Annotated in this window: 11 protein-coding genes; 5 read left to right on the forward strand and 6 right to left on the reverse strand. The window is 62.8% G+C overall.

Going from position 1 to position 24,056, the window contains the following annotated elements; all coding sequences use genetic code 11:
• Window positions 1-378: 378 nt before the first annotated feature.
• From CKW32_RS16765 to CKW32_RS16785, 5 genes are read right to left on the reverse strand one after another with little or no spacing between them, the layout of a single operon-like run.
• A complete protein-coding gene (locus tag CKW32_RS16765) occupies window positions 379-1,140 on the reverse strand; it encodes an enoyl-CoA hydratase/isomerase family protein (RefSeq protein ID WP_095185442.1) in 762 nt (253 codons plus the stop codon).
• Window positions 1,137-2,294 carry a citronellyl-CoA dehydrogenase gene (gene atuD, locus CKW32_RS16770; protein WP_032887952.1) on the reverse strand — a complete coding sequence of 386 codons (1,158 nt, stop codon included), beginning with the start codon at window positions 2,292-2,294 and terminating at the stop codon, window positions 1,137-1,139. The genes CKW32_RS16765 and atuD overlap by 4 nt, the downstream gene beginning before the upstream one ends.
• Window positions 2,295-2,310: 16 nt before the next feature.
• Window positions 2,311-3,927, reverse strand: coding sequence for a geranyl-CoA carboxylase subunit beta (gene atuC / locus CKW32_RS16775; protein ID WP_095185443.1), 1,617 nt, complete (start codon window positions 3,925-3,927; stop codon window positions 2,311-2,313).
• A gap of 3 nt (window positions 3,928-3,930) precedes the next feature.
• A complete protein-coding gene (locus CKW32_RS16780) occupies window positions 3,931-4,803 on the reverse strand; it encodes an SDR family oxidoreductase (RefSeq protein ID WP_032887956.1) in 873 nt (290 codons plus the stop codon).
• A gap of 13 nt (window positions 4,804-4,816) precedes the next feature.
• Entirely contained in the window at window positions 4,817-6,595 is a 1,779-nt protein-coding gene (locus tag CKW32_RS16785) for an acyclic terpene utilization AtuA family protein (protein WP_095185444.1), read from the reverse strand.
• A gap of 153 nt (window positions 6,596-6,748) precedes the next feature.
• Between CKW32_RS16785 and CKW32_RS16790 the strand changes: the two genes are divergently transcribed.
• From CKW32_RS16790 to CKW32_RS16800, 3 genes are all read left to right on the forward strand, one after another.
• Window positions 6,749-7,372 (forward strand): TetR/AcrR family transcriptional regulator, encoded by a 624-nt coding sequence (locus CKW32_RS16790; protein WP_032887960.1) that lies wholly within the window; start codon window positions 6,749-6,751, stop codon window positions 7,370-7,372.
• A 93-nt stretch (window positions 7,373-7,465) separates the two neighbouring features.
• A complete protein-coding gene (locus CKW32_RS16795) occupies window positions 7,466-8,254 on the forward strand; it encodes an ABC transporter substrate-binding protein (protein ID WP_095185445.1) in 789 nt (262 codons plus the stop codon).
• Window positions 8,255-8,322: 68 nt separating this feature from the next.
• Window positions 8,323-9,336 carry a GNAT family N-acetyltransferase gene (locus tag CKW32_RS16800; RefSeq protein WP_095185446.1) on the forward strand — a complete coding sequence of 338 codons (1,014 nt, stop codon included), beginning with the start codon at window positions 8,323-8,325 and terminating at the stop codon, window positions 9,334-9,336.
• Window positions 9,337-9,385: 49 nt separating this feature from the next.
• Here CKW32_RS16800 and CKW32_RS16805 read toward each other — a convergent pair whose 3' ends face one another.
• Window positions 9,386-9,937 (reverse strand): RNA polymerase factor sigma-70, encoded by a 552-nt coding sequence (locus tag CKW32_RS16805; protein WP_005789991.1) that lies wholly within the window; start codon window positions 9,935-9,937, stop codon window positions 9,386-9,388.
• Between the two features lie 299 nt (window positions 9,938-10,236).
• Between CKW32_RS16805 and CKW32_RS16810 the strand changes: the two genes are divergently transcribed.
• Window positions 10,237-10,989 carry a thioesterase II family protein gene (locus CKW32_RS16810; RefSeq protein ID WP_095185447.1) on the forward strand — a complete coding sequence of 251 codons (753 nt, stop codon included), beginning with the start codon at window positions 10,237-10,239 and terminating at the stop codon, window positions 10,987-10,989.
• Between the two features lie 51 nt (window positions 10,990-11,040).
• Complete coding sequence (locus CKW32_RS16815; RefSeq protein WP_095185448.1) at window positions 11,041-23,952, forward strand: non-ribosomal peptide synthetase; 12,912 nt, start codon at window positions 11,041-11,043, stop codon at window positions 23,950-23,952.
• The last annotated feature ends 104 nt before the right edge of the window (window positions 23,953-24,056 follow it).

The following is a 24,056-nucleotide window of genomic DNA, read 5'->3' on the forward strand; positions in this document are numbered from 1 at the left end:
GCGATCGCAGTTCGAATGTGGGAGGGGGCTTGCTCCCGATAGCAGTGGTTCAGTTAGACATCTGTTGGCTGATACACCGCCATCGGGAGCAAGCCCCCTCCCACATTTGGATCTCCACCTATCAGATAGGTCTTACCCTGCTTTTGATCTGACCCTTACATCCTTTTTGCTGACGAAGTCAGCGGTCTTTTGATCTTGATCTCAGGCGCCCCGTTAAACACGCTGGCCGCACACCGAGCCTGGGCGAGGTGCCGAGTGTTGGGACAAGAGCCTTTTGCTTGTGTTTGGCTGGGCTGGCATTCCGGCTCTTCCAAAAGTGAGTCGCCGTAAGGGCGAAACCATAGGCAGCCGTTACCCAAATAACGGATATACCCCCAATCAACGAGCCCACTCAGGCCGACGCCTCTGCAAAAAAGCCCGAGTCCCCTCAACCCCCTCCGCCCCGCTGACCGCCTCGGCAAACCACTGCGCCCCGCGATCCAACACAACCCCAATCGGCTCATCCACGCTGGCCAACAACAACGCCTTGGTGCGCGCGTTGGCGCCTGGTGCGCAGCGCAGCACCTGCCCCAGGACTTCATCCAAACGCTCCGCCAACGCCTGCGGATCGCGCTCGGTGAAGTGCACAAGCCCCAGCCGCTCAGCTTCCTGCCCATCAAATCGCGCGGCGGTCAGTGCCAGTCTCCGCGCCTGGGTCAGACCGATCCGCTTGACCACAAACGGCGCAATCTGCGCCGGCAGCAACCCCAGGCTGGTCTCCGGCAAACCGAACTGCGCCTGGTGATCGGCAATCGCGATGTCGCTCACACAGGCCAAGCCAAACCCGCCGCCGAGCACCGCGCCTTGCAGCACCACGATGACCACTTGCGACACGGCTTCCACCTCTTGTAGCAACGTGCCAAAGGCCCGGTTCAGCGCCTGCAATTGATCGCCTGCGCTGACCAGGTCCTTCACGTCGGCTCCCGCGCAGAAATGCCCGCCGGCGCCGCTCAGAACCACCGCGCGGACTTGGTCGTCGAGTTGGGCCACTACCGATCGCAGTTCGTTGACCATCTCCAGGCTCATGGCGTTGCGGCATTCGGGCCGATTGAGGGTGATGTGCAGCACGCCGTTATGGGGCTCCAGCAGCAAGGTGCTCATGGTTTTTTCCCCGGTAGCGTGCCCATCAGTTTGCAGATGATGCCCAGCATGATTTCGTCGGCACCGCCGCCAATCGATACCAGACGCACATCGCGATAAGCACGGGCTACGGGGTTGTCCCACATAAAGCCCATGCCGCCCCAGTATTGCAGGCAACTGTCGCTGACCTCACGGCCAAGGCGTCCGGCCTTGAGTTTGGCCATGGAGGCCAGGCGGGTCACGTCCTGGCCTTTGATGTATTGCTCGGTGGCCTGGTAAACCAGCGCCCGCAGGCATTCGATTTCGGTGGCCAGTTCGGCCAGGCGAAAGTGGATCACCTGGTTATCGATCAGCGCTTTGCCGAAGGTCTGGCGTTCCTTGCAGTACTCGATGGTGCTGTCGATGCAGTACTCCAGGCCCTTGATCATATTGGCTGCGCCGAACAGGCGTTCTTCCTGGAATTGCAGCATCTGCATCATGAAGCCCGCGCCTTCGTGGCCGATACGGTTGCGCTGCGGGATGCGTACGTTGTCGAAGAACACCTGGGCGGTCTCGGAGCTGTGCATGCCGAGTTTTTCCAGGGGCGGGCTGACGCTGATGCCGGGGGTGTTCATCGGCAGCATGATCAGCGATTTGTTGATGTGCGGCTTGTCGTCCGAGGTGTTGGCCAGCAGGCACATGAAGTCCGCGCTGGGCGAGTTGGTGATCCACATTTTGCTGCCGTTGATCACGTAGTCATCGCCGTCCTTGCGCGCGTAGGTCTTGAGCCCGGCCACGTCGGAGCCGGCGCCGGTTTCCGAGACGCCGATGCAACCGACTTGCTCGCCGCTGATGGCCGGGCGCAGGAATTCGTCGCGTAGTGCATCGCAGCCGAAGCGGGCGAGGGCGGGGGTGCACATGTCGGTCTGCACGCCGATGGACATGGGAATGCCGCCGCAGCGAATGGTGCCGAATTCTTCGGCGGCGACGATCGAGTAGCTGTAGTCCAGGCCCATGCCGCCGAATTGTTCGGGTTTGGAAATGCCCAGCAGCCCGAGGTCGCCGGCCTTGCGTAAGATCGCGTGGATGGGAAAGCGCCCGGCTTTTTCCCATTCGTCCACGTAGGGGTTGATCTCGCGGTCGACGAAGGCGCGGACGGTGCGGCGCAGTTCCTGATGTTCCTGGGTGAAGATCATTGTTCTTGTTCTCCTGTTAGAAACGCGCCACACCGAAGCTGTTGGGCTGCAATTGCCGCACCTCGGCGTCATGGCAAATATCCAGCAAAAAGCCGAGCAACGTGCGGGTATCCCGGGGATCAATCAGCCCGTCATCCCACAGGTTTGCGCTGCCGTACAGCGCGGTGGATTGGCTGTCGAGCTTCTGCGCGGTGACCTGTTCCAGCATGTCCAGCACTTTGGGGTCGGGCACCAAGCCGTCTTTGAGCTGCTTGGCCTCGGTGACGATGCGCAGCACCTTGCCCGCCTGCGCGCCGCCCATCACCGCCGTGCGGCTGTTGGGCCAGGCGAAGATAAAGCGTGGGTCCAGACCCCGGCCACACATCGCATAGTTGCCCGCACCGTAGGAGCCGCCGACCACCACGGTGAGTTTAGGCACCCGCGCATTGGCCACCGCCTGGATCATCTTCGCGCCGTGCTTGATTACGCCTTGTTGCTCTGACTCGGTGCCGACCATAAAGCCAGTGGTGTTGTGCAAAAACAGCAGCGGCGTGCGGCTCTGGTCGCACAGCTGGATAAACTGCGCAGCCTTGCTCGCGCCTTTGGGCGTGATGGGGCCGTTGTTGCCGATCACACCAATGGCGCGGCCCTGGATATGCAGGTGGCCGCAGACGGTGTGGGCATCGAACTCGCCCTTGAATTCAAGGAATTGGGAACCGTCAGCCAGCCGCGCCAGGATCTCGCGCACGTCGTAGGGTTTTTTCGGGTCATCGGGGATCAGCCCCAACAGTTCCTCGGCGCAGTACAGCGGTTCTTTGTAGGTGCGTTTTGGCGCAGACGGCAGGCGGTCATCCCAGGGCAGCAGGCTGACGATCTCACGCACGATACGCACGCCATCGGCGTCGTTTTCCGCCAGGTATTCGGCGGTGCCGGCCGTTTGCGCGTGCATCTCGGCGCCGCCCAGTTCTTCATCGGTGGCCACTTCGCCCGTCGCCGCCTTGAGCAGTGGCGGCCCGGCCAGGAACAGCTTGGCCTTGCCGCGCACCACCACCACGTAATCCGACAACCCCGGTTGGTACGCGCCACCCGCCGTGGCCGAGCCGTGCACCACGGTGATCTGCGGCAGGCCCATGGCTGACATGCGCGCCTGGTTGGCGAAGCTGCGTGCGCCTTCGACAAAAATCTCGGCGGCATAGTTGAGGTTGGCGCCGCCGCTTTCGGCCAGGGTCACCACCGGCAATTTGTTCTCCAGCGCGATCTGCTGCAGGCGCAGGGATTTTTTCAGCCCGGTAGGAGAAATGGTGCCGCCCTTGATCGCGCTGTTATTGGCCACCACCAACATGCGCACGCCGCTGACGTAGCCGATTCCTGCGATCAACCCACCCCCGGCGGCGCTGCCGTCCTTGTCGTCGTGGAGTTTGTAGCCGGCCAGGCTGGCCAGTTCCAGGAACGGCGCGCCGGGGTCCAGCAGCAAGTTGAGGCGTTCGCGGGGCAACAATTGGCCCCGTTTGTCGAACTTGGGCTTGGCTTCCTGGGCCTTGCTCAGCAGGTTTTGCTCCAGTTGGCGCAGGTGCTGAATGCTGTCCAGCATGGCCTCACGGTTGCGTGCGAACGCTGCGCTGTGGGCGTCGATCAGGCTTTCAATCACCGGCATGATTTATTTCCCTTCCTTGAGCACGTCCGGCAGGTAAGCGCGGTGAAAACCATTGAACGGTTCGCTCGGCGGCTGGGCCTTGTGCAGCGGCCAGGCACGGCTGCCGAGGCTGGCGGCGCCGTCGATGCGCAGGGTGCTGCCGCTGATAAATGCAGCGGCGGGGCTGAGCAGGAACACAATGGCGGCGCTGACTTCCGATTCGGTGCCGATACGCTTGAGCGGCACGTGTTCACGCAGGGTGGGGATCACCGCCTTGAACGCGCCCTCGTAGGTGTCCATGCCGCTGGAGGCGATCCAGCCCGGCGCCACGGCGTTGACCCGAACCCCGGCGCAGCCCCATTCGAAGGCGGCGGTTTTGGTGAAGTTGTCCATGCCGGCACGGGCGGCGCCGGAGTGGCCCATGCCGGGCATGCCGCCCCACATGTCGGCGAGCATATTGACGATGGCGCCACCGTGTTTGCTCATGGATTGGTTGAACACTTCGCGGGCCATCAGGAAACCGCCCACCAGGTTGGTGCGCAGCACGGTTTCAAAGCCTTTCTGATTGATCGACGCGAGCGGTGATGGGTACTGACCGCCAGCGTTATTCACCAAACCGTGGACCTGGCCGTGGTCATTCAGGATTTGGCTGACCAGCGTTTTCACCGCCTCTTCATCGCGAATATCGCAGGCGCTGCAATGGGCGATGCCGCCGTCTTCGGCAATTTCCGCCGCGACCGCTGCGAGCTTGTCCGGCTTGCGTCCGACCAGGATCACCTGGGCGCCGAGCGCTGCCAGCTCATGGGCGGTGCAGCGGCCAATGCCACTGCCGCCACCGGTGACAATCACGGTGTGACCCTGGAATAGGTCGGCTTTGAAGATCGAGTCGAAGGCCACGGCAACGCTCCTGTTATTGGCATTGATCGGCAATGTGTTGCGGCACCGCAATGGGAATTTCCAGCAGTTGCTGGGCGAAAGCCTTGCCTTGGGGGTCGATGCGCAGGCTGGCTATGCCGCCGCCGCCCAACGCGTTTTCCAGCAGGAAATTCAGGCTGTGGCTGCCGGGCAGATACCAGCGCTCGACGCGGCCGTGCAGCGGGTCGAGCACGTGGCTCATCCAGTCGACGATCACCGCGGGCGTCAGCGCTTCGGCGATCCATGGCAGGTACTCGGGATCACGGGCGATCACGCCGATATTGCTGTGATTGCCCTTGTCACCGGAGCGTGCCACGGCGAGTTTCACGAGGGGCACGCTGGCGTCGGCGCGACCTTGGGGCTTGGGTGGATCCATCGGCGCGGCGGGCAGGGTTGGGGCGTCGGTGATGGGTAGCGCGCAAGCGTGGCGTTCACCTTGGAAGTCGATCAGTAACTCACATGAGGACTTGTCGATCAGAAACGAAAACAACCGAATCAACGGATACACCGTCGGGCGACCCCCTACGATTCCGGTCAACCCCGGCGCCATCCCGGTAGCGGCCTGGGCGATCTCGCGCGTGAACAGCACCAGCGCCTGCTTGCTCGGGTGTCGCACCGCCAACTTGACCACCACTTCACGACAGTCATGACGCATCGCATGTGCGCCATAGGTTGCTTCGCTGCCCAGCAGCTCGATATTCACCTCGGTGTACGGCGCCCAGCCGCGTTGGCTGAACAGTTGCGAGGTCTTGTTGATGATCGCCTGGCTGACCCGCTCGGCCTTGGCCACCGCGTCGATCCCGGCAATCAGGCAACTGGCGGTGCAACGCGAGCCATCGGGATACGTGGCGCTGACCTTGTACTGGTCGGTGGGTGGCGAACCCTTGGCGCCGTGCAGGTGCACGCGGTTTTTTCCCTGCTGCTGCAGTTTGACCTGGCTGAAATCGCAGATCACGTCGGGCAACAGATAGGCGCATGGGTCGCCGATTTCATACAGCAACTGTTCGGCCACGCTGAGTTCGCTGATCAACCCGCCGGTGCCGTCGACCTTGGTTACGGTGAACTGGCCGTCGGCGCTGACCTCGACGATGGGGAAACCGATGTGTTCGTAGTCCGGCACATCGCGCCAATCGGTGAAGTTACCGCCGGTGCACTGGGCTCCGCATTCGATGATATGCCCGGCCAGGGCCGCTTGGGCGAGGCGGTCGTAGTCGTGCCAGGACCAGTCGAATTCATGCACCAGCGCTGCGCTGACCACGGCGCTGTCGACCACGCGGCCGGTGATAACGACATCGGCGCCCAGCGCCAAGGCTTGGGTGATGCCCGGTGCGCCAAGGTAAGCGTTGGCGGACACGCACACCGGCGGCAGCGGTGTGCCGCTGAACATATCGGTCGTGCCCGTGAGGTTTTTCAATTGGGGTTGCAGGTCATCGCCCAGCAGAACGGCTATTTTCAGCGGTACCTGGGCTTTATCGCAGGCCGCTTGCAGGGCTGCGGCGCAGGCCTGGGGATTAATGCCGCCAGCGTTGCTGATTACGCGGATGCCCTGGCCCTGGATATCGGCCAGCAGCGGCGTCAGCACCTCGACAAAATCCGTGGCGTAACCGGCCTGGGGGTCTTTCATCCGTGCGCCGGCCAGGATCGACATCGTGACTTCCGCCAGGTAGTCGAACACCAGGTAATCCAGCTTACCGCCGTGCACCAACTGGGCGGCGGCAGTGCACGTGTCGCCCCAGAAGGCGCTGGCACAGCCGATACGAACCGTCTTGCTCATGAGAAATCCTTCCTCGAATGGCTGTTGGCGAGACTACCAAGCAAGCGCTTGGTTTGTAAACTCCAGTCACAAGTTTTAGCCAAGCGCTTGCTTGGTTGGCGGCCACGGCCTAAATTGCCGGCCAAGACGTCAGTAGAAGTAGAGGAGAGCAGCATGGATGAGCACAAAGCCCTGCGGGTGATGCGCACCATGGTCGATGGCGGCCAATTGACCGATCCCGATAGCGCCCGGGGCAAGTTGCTGCAAACCGCGGCCCACCTGTTTCGCAACAAGGGTTTCGAGCGCACCACCGTGCGTGACTTGGCCAGTGCGGTGGGCATTCAGTCCGGCAGCATCTTTCATCACTTCAAGAGCAAGGACGACATCCTGCGGGCGGTGATGGAGGAAACCATCCACTACAACACGGCGCTGATGCGGGCTTCGCTGGAGGAGGCGACAAACGTGCGCGAACGTGTGCTGGCGCTGATTCGCTGCGAGTTGCAGTCGATCATGGGCGGCAGCGGCGAAGCCATGGCGGTGCTGGTGTATGAATGGCGCTCACTGTCGGCGGACGGCCAGGCCCAGGTCCTGGCGCTTCGCGACGTGTACGAAGACCTCTGGCTGCAAGTGCTGGGCGAGGCCAAGGCTGCTGGCTACATCAAGGGCGATGTGTTTATCGCGCGCCGCTTCCTCACAGGCGCATTGTCCTGGACGACCACCTGGTTTCGCGCCGAGGGCAGCATGACGCTGGAGCAGTTGGCCCAAGAAGCTTTGTTGATGGTTCTGAAAGCCGACTGAGGCGCAAGCTATTAATTTGCTGGCGGAAAGTTGTCTCGCCAGACAAAAACGCCTAGCTTATCGCCATCAGAGTTTTGAACGGTGTGTGCCTTGATGTTTTCGCCATGGCGGCTGGCTGCAGGACTTACCTTTTGGGCACTGGGCACTGCGTGGTGGATGCCGGCGTCGGCTGCGCAATTGGTGCGCATCGGCGCGGCGCATTTCCCTCCTTATACGGTGCGCCCGGAGCAGGGCGCCGACACGGGATTGCTGCCGCAACTGGTGGAGGCCCTGAACGCCTCGCAAACCGACTACCAATTTGTGCTGGTGCCGACTTCCATTCCTCGACGTTTCCGCGATTTCGAGCAGGGCCGGATCGACATGGCCATCTTCGAAAACCCCGCGTGGGGCTGGCAGAAAATTCCCCACACCAGCGTCGACATGGGGCTGGAGGACGCGGAAATCTTCGTCGCTCAGCGTGAACCGGGTCGCGCCCAGGACTATTTCGCCGACCTTGCGGGCAAACGCCTGGCGGTGTTCAGCGGTTATCACTACGCCTTCGCCAGCTTCAACCCCGACCCCAAGAACATGGCCGAGCACTTCAACGCCACCTTGACCTATTCCCACGACAGCAACCTGCTGATGGTTGCGCGCGGGCGTGCGGACATTGCCTTGGTGACCCGTTCGTACCTGAGTGACTTCATGGTGCGCAATGCGGATATGGCCGCGCAGTTCCTGGTGTCTGAGCGTATCGATCAGATTTATCACCATTACGCCTTGCTGCGGCCGAAGGCGCCGATCACGGGCCAGGCTTTTTCCGCGTTGCTCAAGCGTCTGCGCGATGACGGCGAGATGCTGAAGATTTTCGAGCCGTACCGCATCGACGTGATGCCGGTACCTTGATCGGCTAAATTTCCTCTCCCGGCTCACGTCACTTCTTTATCTGTCGACGGTTACCGTGAGCCCCTCCCATGTCCAATCTGAATGACCTGTCGGTCCTGCCGTTACCGGCCGGGCCTGCCTTGAATGCTGATGAAACCGAAAGCCACCTGAGCCTGACCCTGGAAGGCCAGCCGCTGGCGCGTTTGCGCCTGGAGCGTGGCGATGACCTGCAGGTGCATTTGCAGACCCCCGCCGAGGTGCCTTCCCCCCGCGCCTTGTGGGCTGCCTGCTACTGGTTGTTTACCAAGGAGCCGACTCGGCAACGTCTGACCTGGCACCTTGAGCATGCGCCCGAAGACGCCTTGCGCAGTGGTTTGCTGGTGGCTAGCGAGATCGCCGGGCAATACCGATGTGAGCGCACCCTGTTCTGGCAATTGCCCCAGCCGTGGTTGGGACTCTCGCCCAGTGGCAGCTACCCGCAACAGATGATCATCAGTGCCGGCAAGCGCCACCCCGTCCGTGCGCCGAAGCCTCGGGGTGAGGTTTACCGGCGTTATGACGCACGCCTCGGGGCCTGGATTTCCCTGCGCACCGTTGAGGTCGATGTGGATTTGGCGCGCTTCAATCGCTGGCAAAACAGCACGCGCGTGGCGAGTTTCTGGCAGGAAACCGGCAGCCTGGAGCAGCACCGGGAATACCTGGATAAGCTCGCCGCCGATCCGCACACCCTCACGCTGATCGGCTGTTTTGATGACGAACCCTTTGCCTATTTCGAAGCCTACTGGGCCAAGGAAGACCGTATCGCACCGTTCTACGATGCCGCTGACTACGACCGTGGCATCCACATGCTGGTGGGGGAGGAACATCATCGCGGTCCGCACAAGGTCGCCAGTTGGCTATCGGCGCTGGTGCACTACCTGTTCCTGGATGACCCTCGCACCCAACGTGTGGTGGCAGAACCGCGCGCCGATAACGCGAAGATGATCGGCCATATGCACAACCAGTGTTTCCACTGTGAAAAGGAGTTCGATTTCCCGCACAAGCGCGCGGCGCTGATGATTCTGGGGCGGGAGCGGTTTTTTGAGCGGTGCGGGCTGGTGTGAGCGGTGGGGGCGGGCGTGCTCGCCCCCATTATGGGCGGAACCGTGTGGATCAGACGCGTCGTGCAAACGTATCGCTATGGCTGCCCGACACCTTGCGGCAGTGCACCAGCGCATCGCGAATCATGAAGTTCACCAACGTTGGCGAAACCCCCAACTCCTTGGCGATGTCCTTTTGCGGCACGCCGTGCAGACGGTACATCTCGAACGCGTAACGGGTGCGCTGGGGCAGCTCAGTCAGGGCGTCGGCGATGTTTTCCAGGGTGTTGAAATTGATGTGGGAGGTTTCCGGTGAAGCGCCGTGAATCACCACATTCAAGCCTTCCTCTTCCGTCCCGGAGTATTTGAGCTCCAGGGCCTGCTTACGGTAGTGATCGATGGCCAGGTTACGGACGATCTGGAACAGGTAACTCAATTGGGCCTTGAACGAGGATGTGATCGTCGGCGCCGATTGCAGGCGGAAGTAGGCATCCTGCACGACGTCTTCGGCGCGGGAGCGGCAGCCGGTAATTCGTGCTGCGATCTTCACCAGAATCAGTCGGTTGTCGACGAATGCCTGGAGAAGTGGTGAGTCGCACCTGCCTGTGGATACTTGTTCCGTCATGGAAATCACCTTGAAAAATAGGTTGGGGGAGGGCGTCCTTGCTGAGGCCTCCTACACATCGGGCAACAAATTAGGATGAATGATAATGATTGTCAAATGAGAAGACGAACTAATCTTATGCTTTCTTGTTCGGCGTGAACCACGTCTCGCTCATGCCCGGCGACTAATTATTTGCCGGTGCCGTCCGTTCTTCTGGGTGAAAGGTCCGTTAGTCAGGCGGCCAAGGATCAGCACCCGCAGGAGGACGAGATGGGTTTTTATCGTGCATACAGCGTGTTTCAGTTTGGGGTCTTCGAGCGATGAGCGCGCCGACCCGACTGCGCCTGTTCTGCCTGCCCTATTCAGGCGCCAGCGCCATGGTCTATGCACGTTGGCGCCGGGTGTTGCCCGAGTGGCTGCAGGTATGCCCGCTGGAATTACCCGGTCGTGGCATGCGCATGGACGAGCCCTTGCAGCGCGATATCAAGGCCTTGGCTGCGCAACTGGCGGACGAAATCTGCCACGACTTGAGCGGCCCCTACGCGTTGTTCGGCCACAGCCTCGGCGGCCTGCTCGCCTTTGAATTGGCCCATGCGTTAAACGCACGCAACGTCCCTGCGCCGCTGGCGCTGTTCGCTTCCGGCACTGCCGGCCCGGCGCGTCGCGATGTCAGCGAATACGCCATCGAAAAGACTGATGAGCAACTGATCGCCCGTCTGCGCGAACTGCAGGGCACCGCCGAAGCGGCCCTGGCCAACCCCGAATTGATGCAACTGATGCTGCCGATCCTGCGCGCTGACTTCCTGCTGTGCGGCAGCTTCACCTACGGCGAGCGTGATCCGCTGGGCATGCCGATCCATGTATTCGGTGGCAAGCAAGACAGCGTACGCGCCGACCAATTGCTCGACTGGCAACTCGATGCCGCCAGCGGCTTTTCCCTCGATATGTTCGACGGCCACCACTTCTTCCTCATGCAGCACGAAAGCACCGTATTGCGCTGCCTGCGGCGCTACGCCGACGAACACCTGGCCCGCTGGCGCAATGGCGCGGCGCGGCAGTTGGTCGCCGGCTGATAGCTACTCAATTTCCGAATTTCCCGTAAGCCGATTTCAGGCAGGAACCCCATGATGGACGCCTTCGAACTTCCCCGCACCCTGGTCCAGTCCCTTCAACGTCGCGCCGCGCAGACCCCGGACCAGGTGGCTCTGCGCTTCCTCGCCGAGTCCGCCGAGCACAGCGTTGTGCTCAGTTATCGCGACCTCGACCAACGCGCCCGCACCATTGCCAGCGCCCTGCAGGCCAATGCCGCGCTGGGCGACCGCGCAGTGCTGTTGTTCCCCAGCGGTCCGGATTACGTCGCGGCGTTTTTTGGCTGCCTGTACGCCGGGGTGATCGCAGTGCCGGCCTACCCGCCGGAGTCCACCCGCCGTCATCACCAAGAGCGTTTGCTGTCGATCATCAGCGACGCCGAACCGCGCCTGCTGCTGACCATTGCCAGTCTTGCCGATGGCCTGGCACAGATCGAAAATGCGCCGCCGGTGTTGAGTGTCGATACCCTCGATGCGCCAGTGGCTGATGCCTGGATCGCCCCCGACCTACAGCCCGACGACATCGCGTTCCTGCAATACACCTCCGGCTCCACAGCGCTGCCCAAAGGCGTGCAAGTCAGCCACGGCAATCTGGTGGCCAACGAAGTGCTGATCCGCCGTGGCTTTGGCATCGACCTCAACCCCGACGACGTGATTGTCAGCTGGCTACCGCTGTACCACGACATGGGTCTGATCGGCGGCCTGTTGCAACCGATCTTCAGTGGCGTGCCGTGCGTGCTGATGTCGCCTGCGTACTTCCTTGGCCGGCCATTGCGCTGGCTGGAAGCGATCAGCCAATACGGCGGCACCATCAGCGGCGGCCCGGATTTCGCCTACCGGCTGTGCAGTGAACGGGTCAGTGAGTCAGCCCTGGAACGCCTGGACCTGAGCACGTGGCGCGTGGCCTATTCCGGCTCCGAGCCGATCCGGCTCGACACCCTGGACCGCTTCGCCGAGAAATTCGCCGCCTGTGGTTTTAGCTCAGACAATTTCTTTGCGTCCTACGGCCTGGCCGAGGCCACGCTGTTTGTCGCTGGCGGCACCCGGGGTCAGGGCATCCCGGCGCTGCGCGTCGACGAGACGGCGCTGGCCGCCAACCGCGCCGAACCGGGGCAGGGCAGTGCGATCATGAGTTGCGGCACCAGCCAGCCGGAACACGCGGTGCTGATCGTCGATCCCCACACCTTGAATGAGCTGCCCGACAACCGCGTCGGCGAACTCTGGGCCACCGGTCCGAGCATCGCCCACGGCTACTGGCGCAACCCCGAAGCCACAGCCAAGACCTTCGTCCAGCATGCCGGGCGGACCTGGCTGCGCACCGGCGACCTGGGCTTTATTCGCTTTGGTGAGGTGTACATCACCGGCCGCCTGAAAGACCTGTTGATCGTGCGCGGTCATAACCTCTACCCGCAAGACATCGAGCAGACTATCGAGCGCGAAGTGGAAGTGGTGCGCAAAGGCCGGGTTGCGGCGTTTGCGGTGAATGACCAGGGTCTGGAAGGCATCGGCATCGCCGCTGAAATCAGCCGCAGCGTGCAGAAAATCCTGCCGCCCGAGGCGTTGATCAAAGCCATCCGCCAAGCCGTGGCCGAAGCCTACCAAGAAGCGCCGAGTGTGGTGGTGTTGCTCAACCCCGGCGCATTGCCCAAGACCTCCAGCGGCAAGGTGCAGCGTGCGGCCTGCGCGCTGCGTCACGCCGACGGCAGCCTCGACAGCTATGCGCAATTCCCCGATCTGCAAGGGTTGGCGGGCGATGCTGCGCTGGAATCCGAACTGCAACAGCAGATCGCGGCGATCTGGTGCGAACAGTTGCAGGTCGCGACCGTTGCTGCCGACGATCACTTCTTCCTGCTCGGCGGTAACTCCATCACCGCTACCCAAGTGGTCGCACGCCTGCGTGAAACCCTCGGCCTGGAGCTGAACCTGCGCATGCTGTTCGAGGCGCCGACCCTGTCGACGTTTGCCGCCAATGTTGCGCAATTGCAGCAGGACGGCGGCGTGGCCCAAGGTGCAATTCATGCCTTGTCACGCCAGGACGAACTGCCTCAGTCCCTGGCTCAGAATCGGCTGTGGATCACTTGGCAATTGGACCCTCAGAGCAGCGCCTACACCATTCCCGGCGGCTTGCGCCTGCGTGGCGAGCTGGACGAAGACGCAGTGCGCCTGAGTTTCCAGCACCTGATCCAGCGCCACGAAGCCCTGCGCACTCGCTTCTACGAGCGCAACGGCCAGGCCTTCCAGCGTGTTGAAGCCAACGTGGCGTTCGACCTGCAAGTCATCGACCTCAGCGACCTGCCCGCTGCCGAGCGCGAAACCCGCGCGCAGCAGATCCGCGAAGACGAAGCACGCACTCAATTTGATCTGGAAAAAGGCCCGCTGCTGTGGGTGACACTGGTGCGCCTGGACGACGAAGACCATCAACTGCTGGTGACGCTGCATCACATCATTGCCGATGGTTGGTCGCTCAACATCCTTATCGACGAGTTCTCGCGCCTCTATGCCGCGGCCTCCCAGAGACAATCCCTGGAACTGCCGGCCCTGGCCCTGCAATACGCCGACTACGGCAGTTGGCAACGTCAATGGCTGGCCGAAGGTGAAGGTCAGCGCCAACTGGCGTACTGGAAAAACCAACTGGGGGACGAGCACCCGACCCTGAGCCTGGCCACCGACCATCCGCGCTCCGTGCAGCACATCCGCAGTGCTTCGCGCCATAGCGTGCGCCTGAGCGTCGGTCTCAGCGAAGCGATTCGCCAGACCGCCCAGGCCAATGAGTCCACGCCATTCATGCTGTTGCTGGCGGCGTTCCAGACCTTGCTCTATCGCTACAGCGGCCAGCGCGATATCCGCATCGGCGTGCCCAATGCCAACCGCCCGCGCCAGGAAACCCAGGGCCTGATCGGCTTTTTCATCAACACCCTGGTGCTGCGCGCCGAACTGGACGGGCGCCTGCCGTTCAACCAGCTATTGGCCGCCACCCGCGAGACCGCACTGGGTGCCCAAGCCCATCAGGACCTGCCCTTCGAACAACTGCTGGAAGCCTTTCCTCAGGCCCGCGAGCAGGGCTTGTTCCAGGTCATGTTCAACCACCAGCAACGCGATCTCAGCGCCTTGCGCCGCCTGCCGGGCATGCTCGCCGATGAGCTGCCGTGGCACAGCCGCGAAGCCAAGTTCGACCTGCAACTGCATACCGAAGAAGACCGCAACGGCCGCCTGAGCCTGGCGTTCGACTACGCCGATGAAGTGTTTGAAGGCGCAACCATCCAGCGCCTCGCCGAGCACTTCATCAACCTGCTGCACGCCATCCGCGAGCAACCCCAGCAAGCCCTCGGCGACCTGCGTTTGCTGCACGCGGACGAACAGCAACCGTGGAGCCAAGCGCCGTGTGCGCCCGCCCAGCAATGGTTGCCCGAGCTGCTCAATCAGCAGACTTCGGACAACACCGCGTTGGTCTGGCAGGACGGCAGCCTGACCTTCGCCCAACTGCATGCCCAAGCCAACCGCCTGGCCCATTACCTGCGCGACAAAGGCGTGGGCCCGGACGTGTGCGTGGCTATCGCCGCCGAGCGTTCGCCGCAACTGCTGATCGGCCTGCTGGCGATCATCAAGGCCGGTGGCGCCTACGTGCCGCTGGACCCGGATTACCCCGCCGAGCGCCTGGCCTACATGCTCAAGGACAGTGGCGTGCAACTGCTGCTGACCCAGACCGCAGTGTTGGAAAAACTGCCGAGCGCTGACGGCGTGTGTGTCATCGCCATGGACAGCCTGCATCTGGAAAGCTGGCCGACCCAGGCGCCGGGCCTGCACCTGCACGGCGATAACCTCGCCTACGTGATCTACACCTCCGGTTCCACCGGCCAGCCCAAAGGCGTGGGCAATACCCATGGGGCCCTGGCCGAGCGCTTGCAGTGGATGCAGGCCACTTACCAACTGAACGACACCGACGTGCTGATGCAAAAGGCACCGATCAGTTTTGATGTGTCGGTGTGGGAATGCTTCTGGCCGTTGATCACCGGCTGCCGCCTGGTGCTGGCCGGGCCTGGCGAACATCGCGACCCGCACCGCATCGCGCAGTTGGTGCAGGAACATGGCGTGACCACCCTGCACTTTGTGCCGCCGCTGTTGCAGCTGTTCATCGACGAGCCGCTGGTACCCGAATGCACCAGCCTGCGTCGCCTGTTCTCCGGCGGTGAGGCGTTACCAGCCGAACTGCGCAACCGCGTATTGGCTCAGTTGCCGGCGGTGCAGTTGCACAACCGCTATGGCCCGACCGAGACCGCGATCAACGTCACCCACTGGCACTGCACCGCTGAAGATGGCGAGCGCTCGCCGATTGGCCGACCGCTGGGCAATGTGATCTGCCGCGTATTGGACGATCACCTCAACCTGTTGCCAGCCGGTGTGCCGGGCGAACTGTGCATCGGTGGCATCGGCCTGGCGCGGGGGTATCTGGGGCGTGCCGGTTTGACCGCCGAACGGTTTATCGCCGACCCGCTGGGCGAGGCGGGCGCGCGCCTGTATCGCACTGGCGACCGTGTACGCTGGAATGCTGACGGCGTGCTCGAATACCTGGGGCGTCTCGATCAGCAGGTCAAACTGCGCGGCTTCCGCGTGGAGCCTGAAGAAATCGAAGCGCGCCTGCTGGCGCTGGACGGTATCGCCCAAGCCGTGGTGCTGGTGCGCAATGCCACGCTGATCGGCTACTACACCGCAAGCAGAGCGCTGGACGAACAGGACGTGAAAGCCGCCCTGGCCGCCGAGCTGCCCGAGTACATGGTGCCCGCGCAACTGATGCGCCTGGACGCCATGCCCCTGAGCCCCAGCGGTAAGCTGGACCGCCGCGCATTGCCGGAGCCGGTGTGGCAAACCCGCGAACACATTGAACCCGAAACCCCGTTGCAACAGCAGATCGCCGCAATCTGGCGCGAAGTGCTCGGCCTGCCGCAAATCGGCCTGCGCGATGACTTCTTCGCCCTCGGCGGCCACTCATTGCTGGCCACGCAAATCATCTCCCGCACCCGCCAGGCCTGTGACGTTGAGCTGCCGCTGCGTACCTTGTTTGAAGCCAGTGAACTGGGCGCGTTTGCCGAGCAAGTCGGCCTGATCCAGGCCTCGGGCCAGCGCAACCAGCAAACCGCGATTGCCAAAGTCGACCGCAGCCAACCGGTGCCGCTGTCCTATTCCCAGCAGCGCATGTGGTTCCTCTGGCAGATGGAGCCGGACAGCCCGGCCTACAACGTCGGTGGCATGGCGCGCCTGCGGGGCGTGCTGGATGTGGGGCGTTTCGAGGCGGCGTTGCAGGCCTTGATCATGCGCCACGAAACCCTGCGCACCACGTTCCCCAGTGTCGACGGCGTGGCCTATCAAAAGGTCTCGCCGCAGACCGGCGTGCGCATGGACTGGCAGGATATTTCGGCGCTGAATGAAACCGAGCGCGAGCAGCGCTTGCAGCAGTTGGCTGATCACGAGGCCCATACGCCGTTCAACCTGGAAACCGGCCCGTTGCTGCGCGCGTGCCTGGTCAAGGCCGGCGAGCAGGAACACTACTTGGTGCTGACCCTGCACCACATCGTCACTGAAGGCTGGGCCATGGACATCTTTGCCCGTGAACTCAGCGCGCTGTACGAAGCCTTTATCGACGAGCGTCTGTCGCCACTGTCGCCGTTGCCGGTGCAATACCTCGACTACAGCGTGTGGCAGCGTCAGTGGCTGGAGTCCGGCGAGCGTCAACGCCAGTTGGATTACTGGACCGCGCAACTGGGCACCGAACACCCCTTGCTGGAACTGCCCGGCGACCGCCCACGACCACCGGTACAAAGCCACCAGGGCGAGCTGTACCGCTTCGATCTGAGCGACGCGTTGGCCGCCCGCGTGCGCGCCTTCAATGCTGAACGCGGCCTCACGCTGTTCATGACCATGACAGCGACCCTGGCCGTGTTGCTCTACCGCTACAGCGGCCAGACCGACCTGCGCATCGGCGCCCCCGTGGCCAACCGTATTCGCCCGGAAAGCGAAGGGCTTATCGGCGCATTCCTCAATACCCAGGTGCTGCGTTGCCAGCTCAATGGTCAGATGAATGTCGGCGAGTTGTTCGAGCAAGTACGCCACACCGTGATCGAGGGCCAATCCCACCAGGACCTGCCGTTCGACCATCTGGTTGAAGCCCTGCAACCTCCGCGCAGCGCCGCGTACAACCCGTTGTTCCAGGTGATGTGCAACGTGCAGCGCTGGGAATTCCAGCAGAGCCGTCAACTGGCCGGCATGACCGTCGAATACCTGGCCAACGATGCTCGCGCGACCAAGTTCGACCTCAACCTGGAAGTGACCGACCTCGACCATCGCCTGGGTTGCTGCCTGACTTACAGCACTGATCTGTTCGACGAACCGCGCATTGCGCGCATGGCTGAACATTGGCGCAACCTGCTGGAAGCGTTGATTGCAGACCCCGATCAACGCCTCAGCGAACTGCCGCTGCTGACCGCCACCGAACAACGCGCATTGCAGGATAGCCTGGGCGTCGAGGCCGGTTTGCATCGTCTCGACCAGTGCATTCATCAGCTGTTCAGCCAGCAGGCGCAAATGCGTGCGCAGGCTCCGGCGCTGACCTTTGCCGGCGTAACCCTCACTTACGCGGAACTCAATGCACGCGCCAATCGCCTGGCCTGGATGCTGCGCGAACGCGGCGTCGGCCCGCAGGTGCGAGTCGGCTTGGCGCTGCCACGCTCCCTGGAAATGGTCATTGGCCTGCTGGCGATCCTTAAGGCCGGCGGCGCCTATGTACCGCTGGACCCGGAATACCCGCTGGACCGCCTGCACTACATGATCGAAGACAGCGGCATCGGCCTGTTGCTCAGCGACGCGGCGATGTTCGAAGCCCTGGGTGAACTGCCGGCCTCGGTGGCGTGCTGGTGCCTGGAAGACGACTCGCCAGTGCTGGTGAATTACCCGGCCGATGAGCTGCCATTTATCAGCCTGCCACAACACCAGGCGTACCTGATCTACACCTCCGGCTCCACCGGCAAACCGAAAGGCGTGGTGGTGTCCCACGGCGAAATCGCCATGCATTGCCTGGCTGTGATCGAGCGTTTCGGCATGCGCCCGGACGACTGCGAGCTGCATTTCTATTCGATCAACTTCGACGCCGCCACCGAGCGTTTGCTGGTGCCGTTGCTCAGTGGCGCGCAGGTGGTTTTGCGGGCCCAAGGCCAATGGGATGCGGAGGAAATCTGTGGGCTGATCCGCACCCATCGCATCAATATCCTCGGCTTCACCCCAAGCTATGGCAGCCAGTTGGCGCAGTGGCTGGCGACTCAACACCAGACCCTGCCCGTGCGCATGTGCATCACCGGCGGTGAAGCCCTGACCGGCGAACACCTGCAGCGCATTCGCGCAGCCTTCCAGCCAGAGGTGTTCTTCAACGCCTATGGCCCGACTGAAACCGTGGTGATGCCGTTGGCCAGCCTGGCGCCGGAGCACTTGGAGGAGGGCGCCGGCAGCGTGCCGATCGGCAGCATTATCGGCGACCGTGTGGCCTACATTCTCGACGCCGACCTGGCCTTGGTGCCCCAAGGCGCGACCGGCGAGTTGTATGTCGGCGGCGCGGGCCTGGCCCAGGGTTACCACGAGCGCCCGGGCATGACGGCGGAGCGTTTTGTCGCCGATCCCTTTGCCGCCAATGGTGGCCGCCTGTATCGCACCGGCGACCTGGTGCGCCAACGCGCCGATGGTCTGGTGGAGTACCTGGGGCGTATCGACCATCAAGTGAAAATCCGTGGTTTCCGCATCGAGCTGGGCGAGATCGAAACCCGTCTGCTGGAGCACGAAGCTGTGCGCGAAGCGGTGGTGCTGGCGCTGGATTCGCCAAGCGGCAAACAGCTCGTGGCGTACCTGGTCAGCGACGCAGAGCACGGCCCATTGCGCGAGGCGCTGAAGGCGCATCTCAAGGCGCAACTGCCGGACTACATGGTGCCCGCGCACCTGATCGTGCTCGACAGCATGCCGTTGACCGCCAACGGCAAGCTCGACCGCCGTGCCTTGCCGCAACCGGACCCCGAGGCCAATCGCCAACAGTACGTAGCCCCGCGCAACGAACTGGAAAGCACCTTGGCCGCGATCTGGTGTGCGGTGTTGAACGTGCAACAAGTCGGCCTGGACGATAATTTCTTTGAACTGGGCGGCGACTCTATCCTGTCGATCCAGGTGGTCAGCCGTGCGCGGCAGGCAGGAATTCATTTCAGCCCCCGCGACCTGTTCCAGCACCAAACGGTGCAAACCCTGGCCGCGGTGGCCACGCGCTCCGAGCAGGTCACGGCGGAGCAGGGCGTACTCACCGGCAGCTCGGGCCTCACGCCGATCCAGCACTGGTTCTTTGACACCGACATCCCGGCGCGTCAGCACTGGAACCAGGCGTTGGTCCTCAAGCCGCTGCAATTGCTCGAACCCCATCGCCTGGAGCAAGCGCTGCTGGCGGTGCTGGAACACCACGACGCCCTGCGCCTTAGCTTCACGCGGCGCAACGCGCAATGGCATGCCGAACATTTGACCGTGCCCCAGGGCGGCGTGCTGATGCAGGCGCAAGTGCGCGATATGGCCCAGTGCACCGCGTTGTTCACCGACACCCAACGCAGCCTCGACCTTGAACACGGCCCGCTGCTGCGCGCCTTGCTGGTGGATGGCCCCGAAGGCCAGCAACGCCTGCTGATCGCGATTCATCACCTGGTGGTGGACGGCGTGTCGTGGCGTGTGTTGCTCGAAGACCTGCAGAACGTGTATCGCCAACTGAGCGAGGGCGAGTCCGTCAGCCTGCCGGCCAAGACCAGCGCCTTGCGTGACTGGGCCGCGCGCTTGCAGGCTTATGCCAGCAGCGAATCCCTGCGTGAAGAATTGAGCGTGTGGCAGGACCACTTGGCGGGCCCGACGGTGGCGTTGCCGGTGGACCGAGCACAGGGCACGTCGCGCAATCGCGATGCCGACACGGTCAGCGTGCGCCTGGATGCCGAACACACCCGTCAGTTGCTGCAACAAGCCCCAAGCGCATACCGCACCCAGGTCAATGACCTGTTGCTGACCGCCTTGGCCCGCGTGCTGTGCCGCTGGAGCGGGCATGACTCGGCGCTGATCCAACTGGAAGGCCATGGCCGCGAAACCCTGTTCGATGAGATCGACCTGACCCGCAGTGTCGGCTGGTTCACCAGTGCCTATCCACTGCGCCTGACGCCCGTGCAAATCGAAGAAGCGGCCGGGCAGGGCGCCTCGATCAAGGCGATCAAAGAGCAACTGCGGGCGGTACCCCACAAAGGGTTGGGCTATGGCGTGCTGCGCTACCTGGCGGACGACCTGTGCAAGCAGGCCATGGCCGCGCTGCCAACCGCCGACATCACCTTCAACTACCTCGGCCAGTTCGACCAGAGCTTCGGCAGCGAGGCGCTGTTCCACCCGCTGGATGAGTCGGCGGGCCTGGCCCATGACCCGGATGCGCCGCTGCCCAACGCCCTGAGCGTCGACAGCCAGGTGTATGGCGGTGAGTTGGTGCTGCGCTGGACCTTCAGCCGTGAGCGCCACGATGCAAACACCATCCGCGAGTTGGCCGAGGCCTACGTCGCCGAGCTGTACAGCTTGATCGCCCATTGCCTCAAGGATGATGCCGGTGGCCTCACACCGTCCGACTTCCCCCTGGCGAAATTGACCCAGCCGCAACTCGACAGCTTGCCGGTCCCGGCCAGTGCCATCGAAGACGTGTACCCTCTGACTCCGATGCAAGAGGGCCTGTTGCTTCACACTTTGCTGGAGCCGGGCACCGGTCTGTACTACATGCAGGACCGCTACCGCATCAACAGTGCCCTGGACCCTGAGCGTTTCGCCCAGGCCTGGCAAGCGGTGATCGCCCGTCATGAAGCCTTGCGTGCCTCGTTCTGCTGGAACGTTGGCGAAGACATGCTGCAAGTGATCCACAAACCCGGCAGCACGCCGATTGAATACCTGGACTGGAGCAACGATCCCGAGGCTGAGCAAGAGCCGCGTCTGCAAGCGCTGCTCAAGGCCGAGCGTGAAGCCGGCTTCGATCTGCTCAACCAGGCGCCGTTCCACCTGCGCCTGATCCGCGTCGGCGAAGCACGCTACTGGTTCATGATGAGCAACCACCACATCCTTATCGATGCGTGGTGCCGTTCGCTGCTGATGAATGACTTTTTCGAGATCTACATGGCCCTGGGCGAAGGCCACGACGCGCAGTTGGCCACGGCGCCGCGTTATCGCGACTACATCGCCTGGCTGCAACGTCAGAACCTGAATGAAGCGCGCCGGTGGTGGCAACAGAACCTGCAAGGCTTTGAGCGCACCACGCCGATCCCGAGTGACCGCCCGTTCATGCGCGAACATGCGGGCCACAGCGGCGGCATGGTGGTGGGCGACTGCTACACCCGTCTTGATGCCCGCGATGGCGCGCAACTGCGTGAACTGGCACAGGCCCACCAACTCACCGTCAACACCTTTGCCCAGGCGGCATGGGCCCTGGTGCTGCGCCGCTTGAGCGGCGATCGCGACGTGTTGTTCGGCGTCACCGTGGCCGGGCGTCCGGTGGAAATGCCGGAGATGCAACGCACCGTCGGGCTGTTTATCAACAGCATCGCGCTGCGGGTAAAGCTGCCGGAAGACGGTCAACGTTGCAGCGTGCGCCAGTGGTTGAGCGGCTTGCTCGACAGCAACATGCAATTGCGCGAGTACGAATACCTGCCATTGGTGACCATCCAGGAACACAGCGAATTACCTAAAGGCCAACCGCTGTTCGACAGCCTGTTCGTGTTCGAAAACGCCCCGGTGGAAACCTCGGTGCTGGACCGTGCACAAAGCTTGAATGCCACCTCGGATTCCGGCCGCACCCACACTAACTTCCCGCTGACCGCCGTGTGTTACCCCGGCGATGACCTGGGCTTGCACCTGTCTTACGACCAGCGTTACTTCGACGAAACCACCGTGCAAAACATGCTCGGCGAGTTCAAGCGCCTGCTGTTGGCGCTGGTGCAGGGGTTCCATGGCGACATGGCCGACCTGCCGTTGATTGGCGAACAGGAGCGTGAATTCCTGGTTGAAGGCTGCAACCAGAGCGCACACGCCTATCCGCTGGACCGTAGCTATATCGAGCTGTTCGAAGCGCAAGTGAGCGAGCATCCGCAGCGGATCGCCGCCAGTTACCTGGAACAGCAGTGGACCTATGACGAACTCAACCGCCGTAGCAACGGCTTGGGCCATGCATTGATCGCGGCGGGTGTCGGCCTGGATCAACCGGTGGCCTTGCTGGCCGAGCGTAACCTCGACCTGCTGGGCATGATCATCGGCAGCTTCAAGGCCGGTGCGGGTTACCTGCCGCTGGACCCGGGCCTGCCAAGCCAGCGCTTGAGCCGCATCATCGACATGAGCCGTACGCCGTTGCTGGTGTGCACCGAGGCGTGCCGCGAGCAGGCCATTGAGTTGCTCGACGGTTTTGACTGCCAGTTGCTGGTGTGGGAAGAAGTGCAGGCTCGTGGTGAGAACCCAGGCATCTACAGTGGCCCGGACAACCTCGCCTATGTGATCTACACCTCGGGCTCCACGGGCTTGCCCAAAGGCGTGATGGTCGAGCAGCGCGGCATGCTCAATAACCAACTGAGCAAACTGCCGTACTTGGACCTGAGCGCGGCGGACGTGATCGCGCAAACCGCGTCGCAAAGTTTCGACATTTCCGTATGGCAATTCCTCGCCGCGCCGCTGTTCGGCGCGCGGGTGGACATCGTGCCGAACACCATCGCCCACGATCCCCAAGGTTTGCTGGCCCACGTTGAGGCACAAGGCATTACCGTGCTGGAGAGCGTACCGTCGCTGATCCAGGGCATGCTGGCCCAGGACCGCATCAGCCTCGACGGCCTGCGCTGGATGCTGCCCACCGGTGAGGCGATGCCGCCGGAACTGGCGCACCAATGGTTGCTGCGTTACCCGCAGATCGGTTTGGTGAACGCTTATGGCCCTGCGGAATGCTCGGATGACGTGGCGTTCTTCCGCGTTGATTTGGCCTCGACCCGTGGCACCTATCTGCCGATTGGCACGCCGACTGACAACAACCGCCTGTACCTGCTGGATGGCGCGCTGGAGTTGGTGCCCCAAGGGGCTGTCGGCGAGTTATGTGTAGCCGGCACGGGGGTGGGGCGTGGTTATGTCAGCGATCCGTTGCGCACCGCTCAAGTGTTTGTGCCGAACCCGTTCGGCGCACCGGGTGAGCGCCTGTATCGCACCGGCGACCTGGCGCGTCGGCGCAGCGATGGTGTCTTGGAGTACGTCGGACGTATCGACCATCAGGTGAAGATTCGCGGCTACCGAATCGAACTGGGTGAAATCGAAGCGCGCCTGCACGAGCAACCGCAAGTGCGCGATGCAGCGGTGGGCGTGCAGGAAGGCGTCAACGGCAAGCATCTGGTGGGTTATCTGGTGGCCGCTGATGAAACCCTCAACCCAAGCGAGCGCCTGGACCGCATCAAGCAACGCCTGCGCGCCGAGCTGCCGGAATACATGGTCCCGCTGCACTGGCTATGGCTCGACCGCCTGCCGCTCAACGCCAACGGCAAACTCGACCGCAAGGCCCTGCCGGAACTGGAAATCGGCCAGTTGCACAGCCAGGATTACCTGGCACCGCGCAACGAACTGGAAACCACCTTGGCCGCGATCTGGGCCGAGGTGCTCAAGGTCGAGCGCGTGGGCGTAGAAGACAACTTCTTCGAACTGGGCGGGCACTCGTTGCTGGCCACGCAGATTGCCTCACGGGTGCAGAAGACCTTGCAGCGCGATGTGCCACTGCGGGCGATGTTCGAGTGCAGCACGGTGTCGCAATTGGCCGAGTACATCGAGGGATTAGCGGCCAATGAGATCAGCGCGGAGAAGGTGGATCGGTTGAGTGATTTGATGGCGGAGTTGGAGGGGCTTTAACAAATGGACTACGCGCCTGCGCCGCCGCAGGCGTGCAACCATCGGTCGCAAAGTGGATGTTTTCAGTCTGAACTGTCAATTCTGACAGTAGGCGGTGCTTTATT

It is taken from the genome of Pseudomonas sp. Irchel 3H9, assembly GCF_900187495.1.
GTDB lineage: Bacteria > Pseudomonadota > Gammaproteobacteria > Pseudomonadales > Pseudomonadaceae > Aquipseudomonas > Aquipseudomonas sivasensis.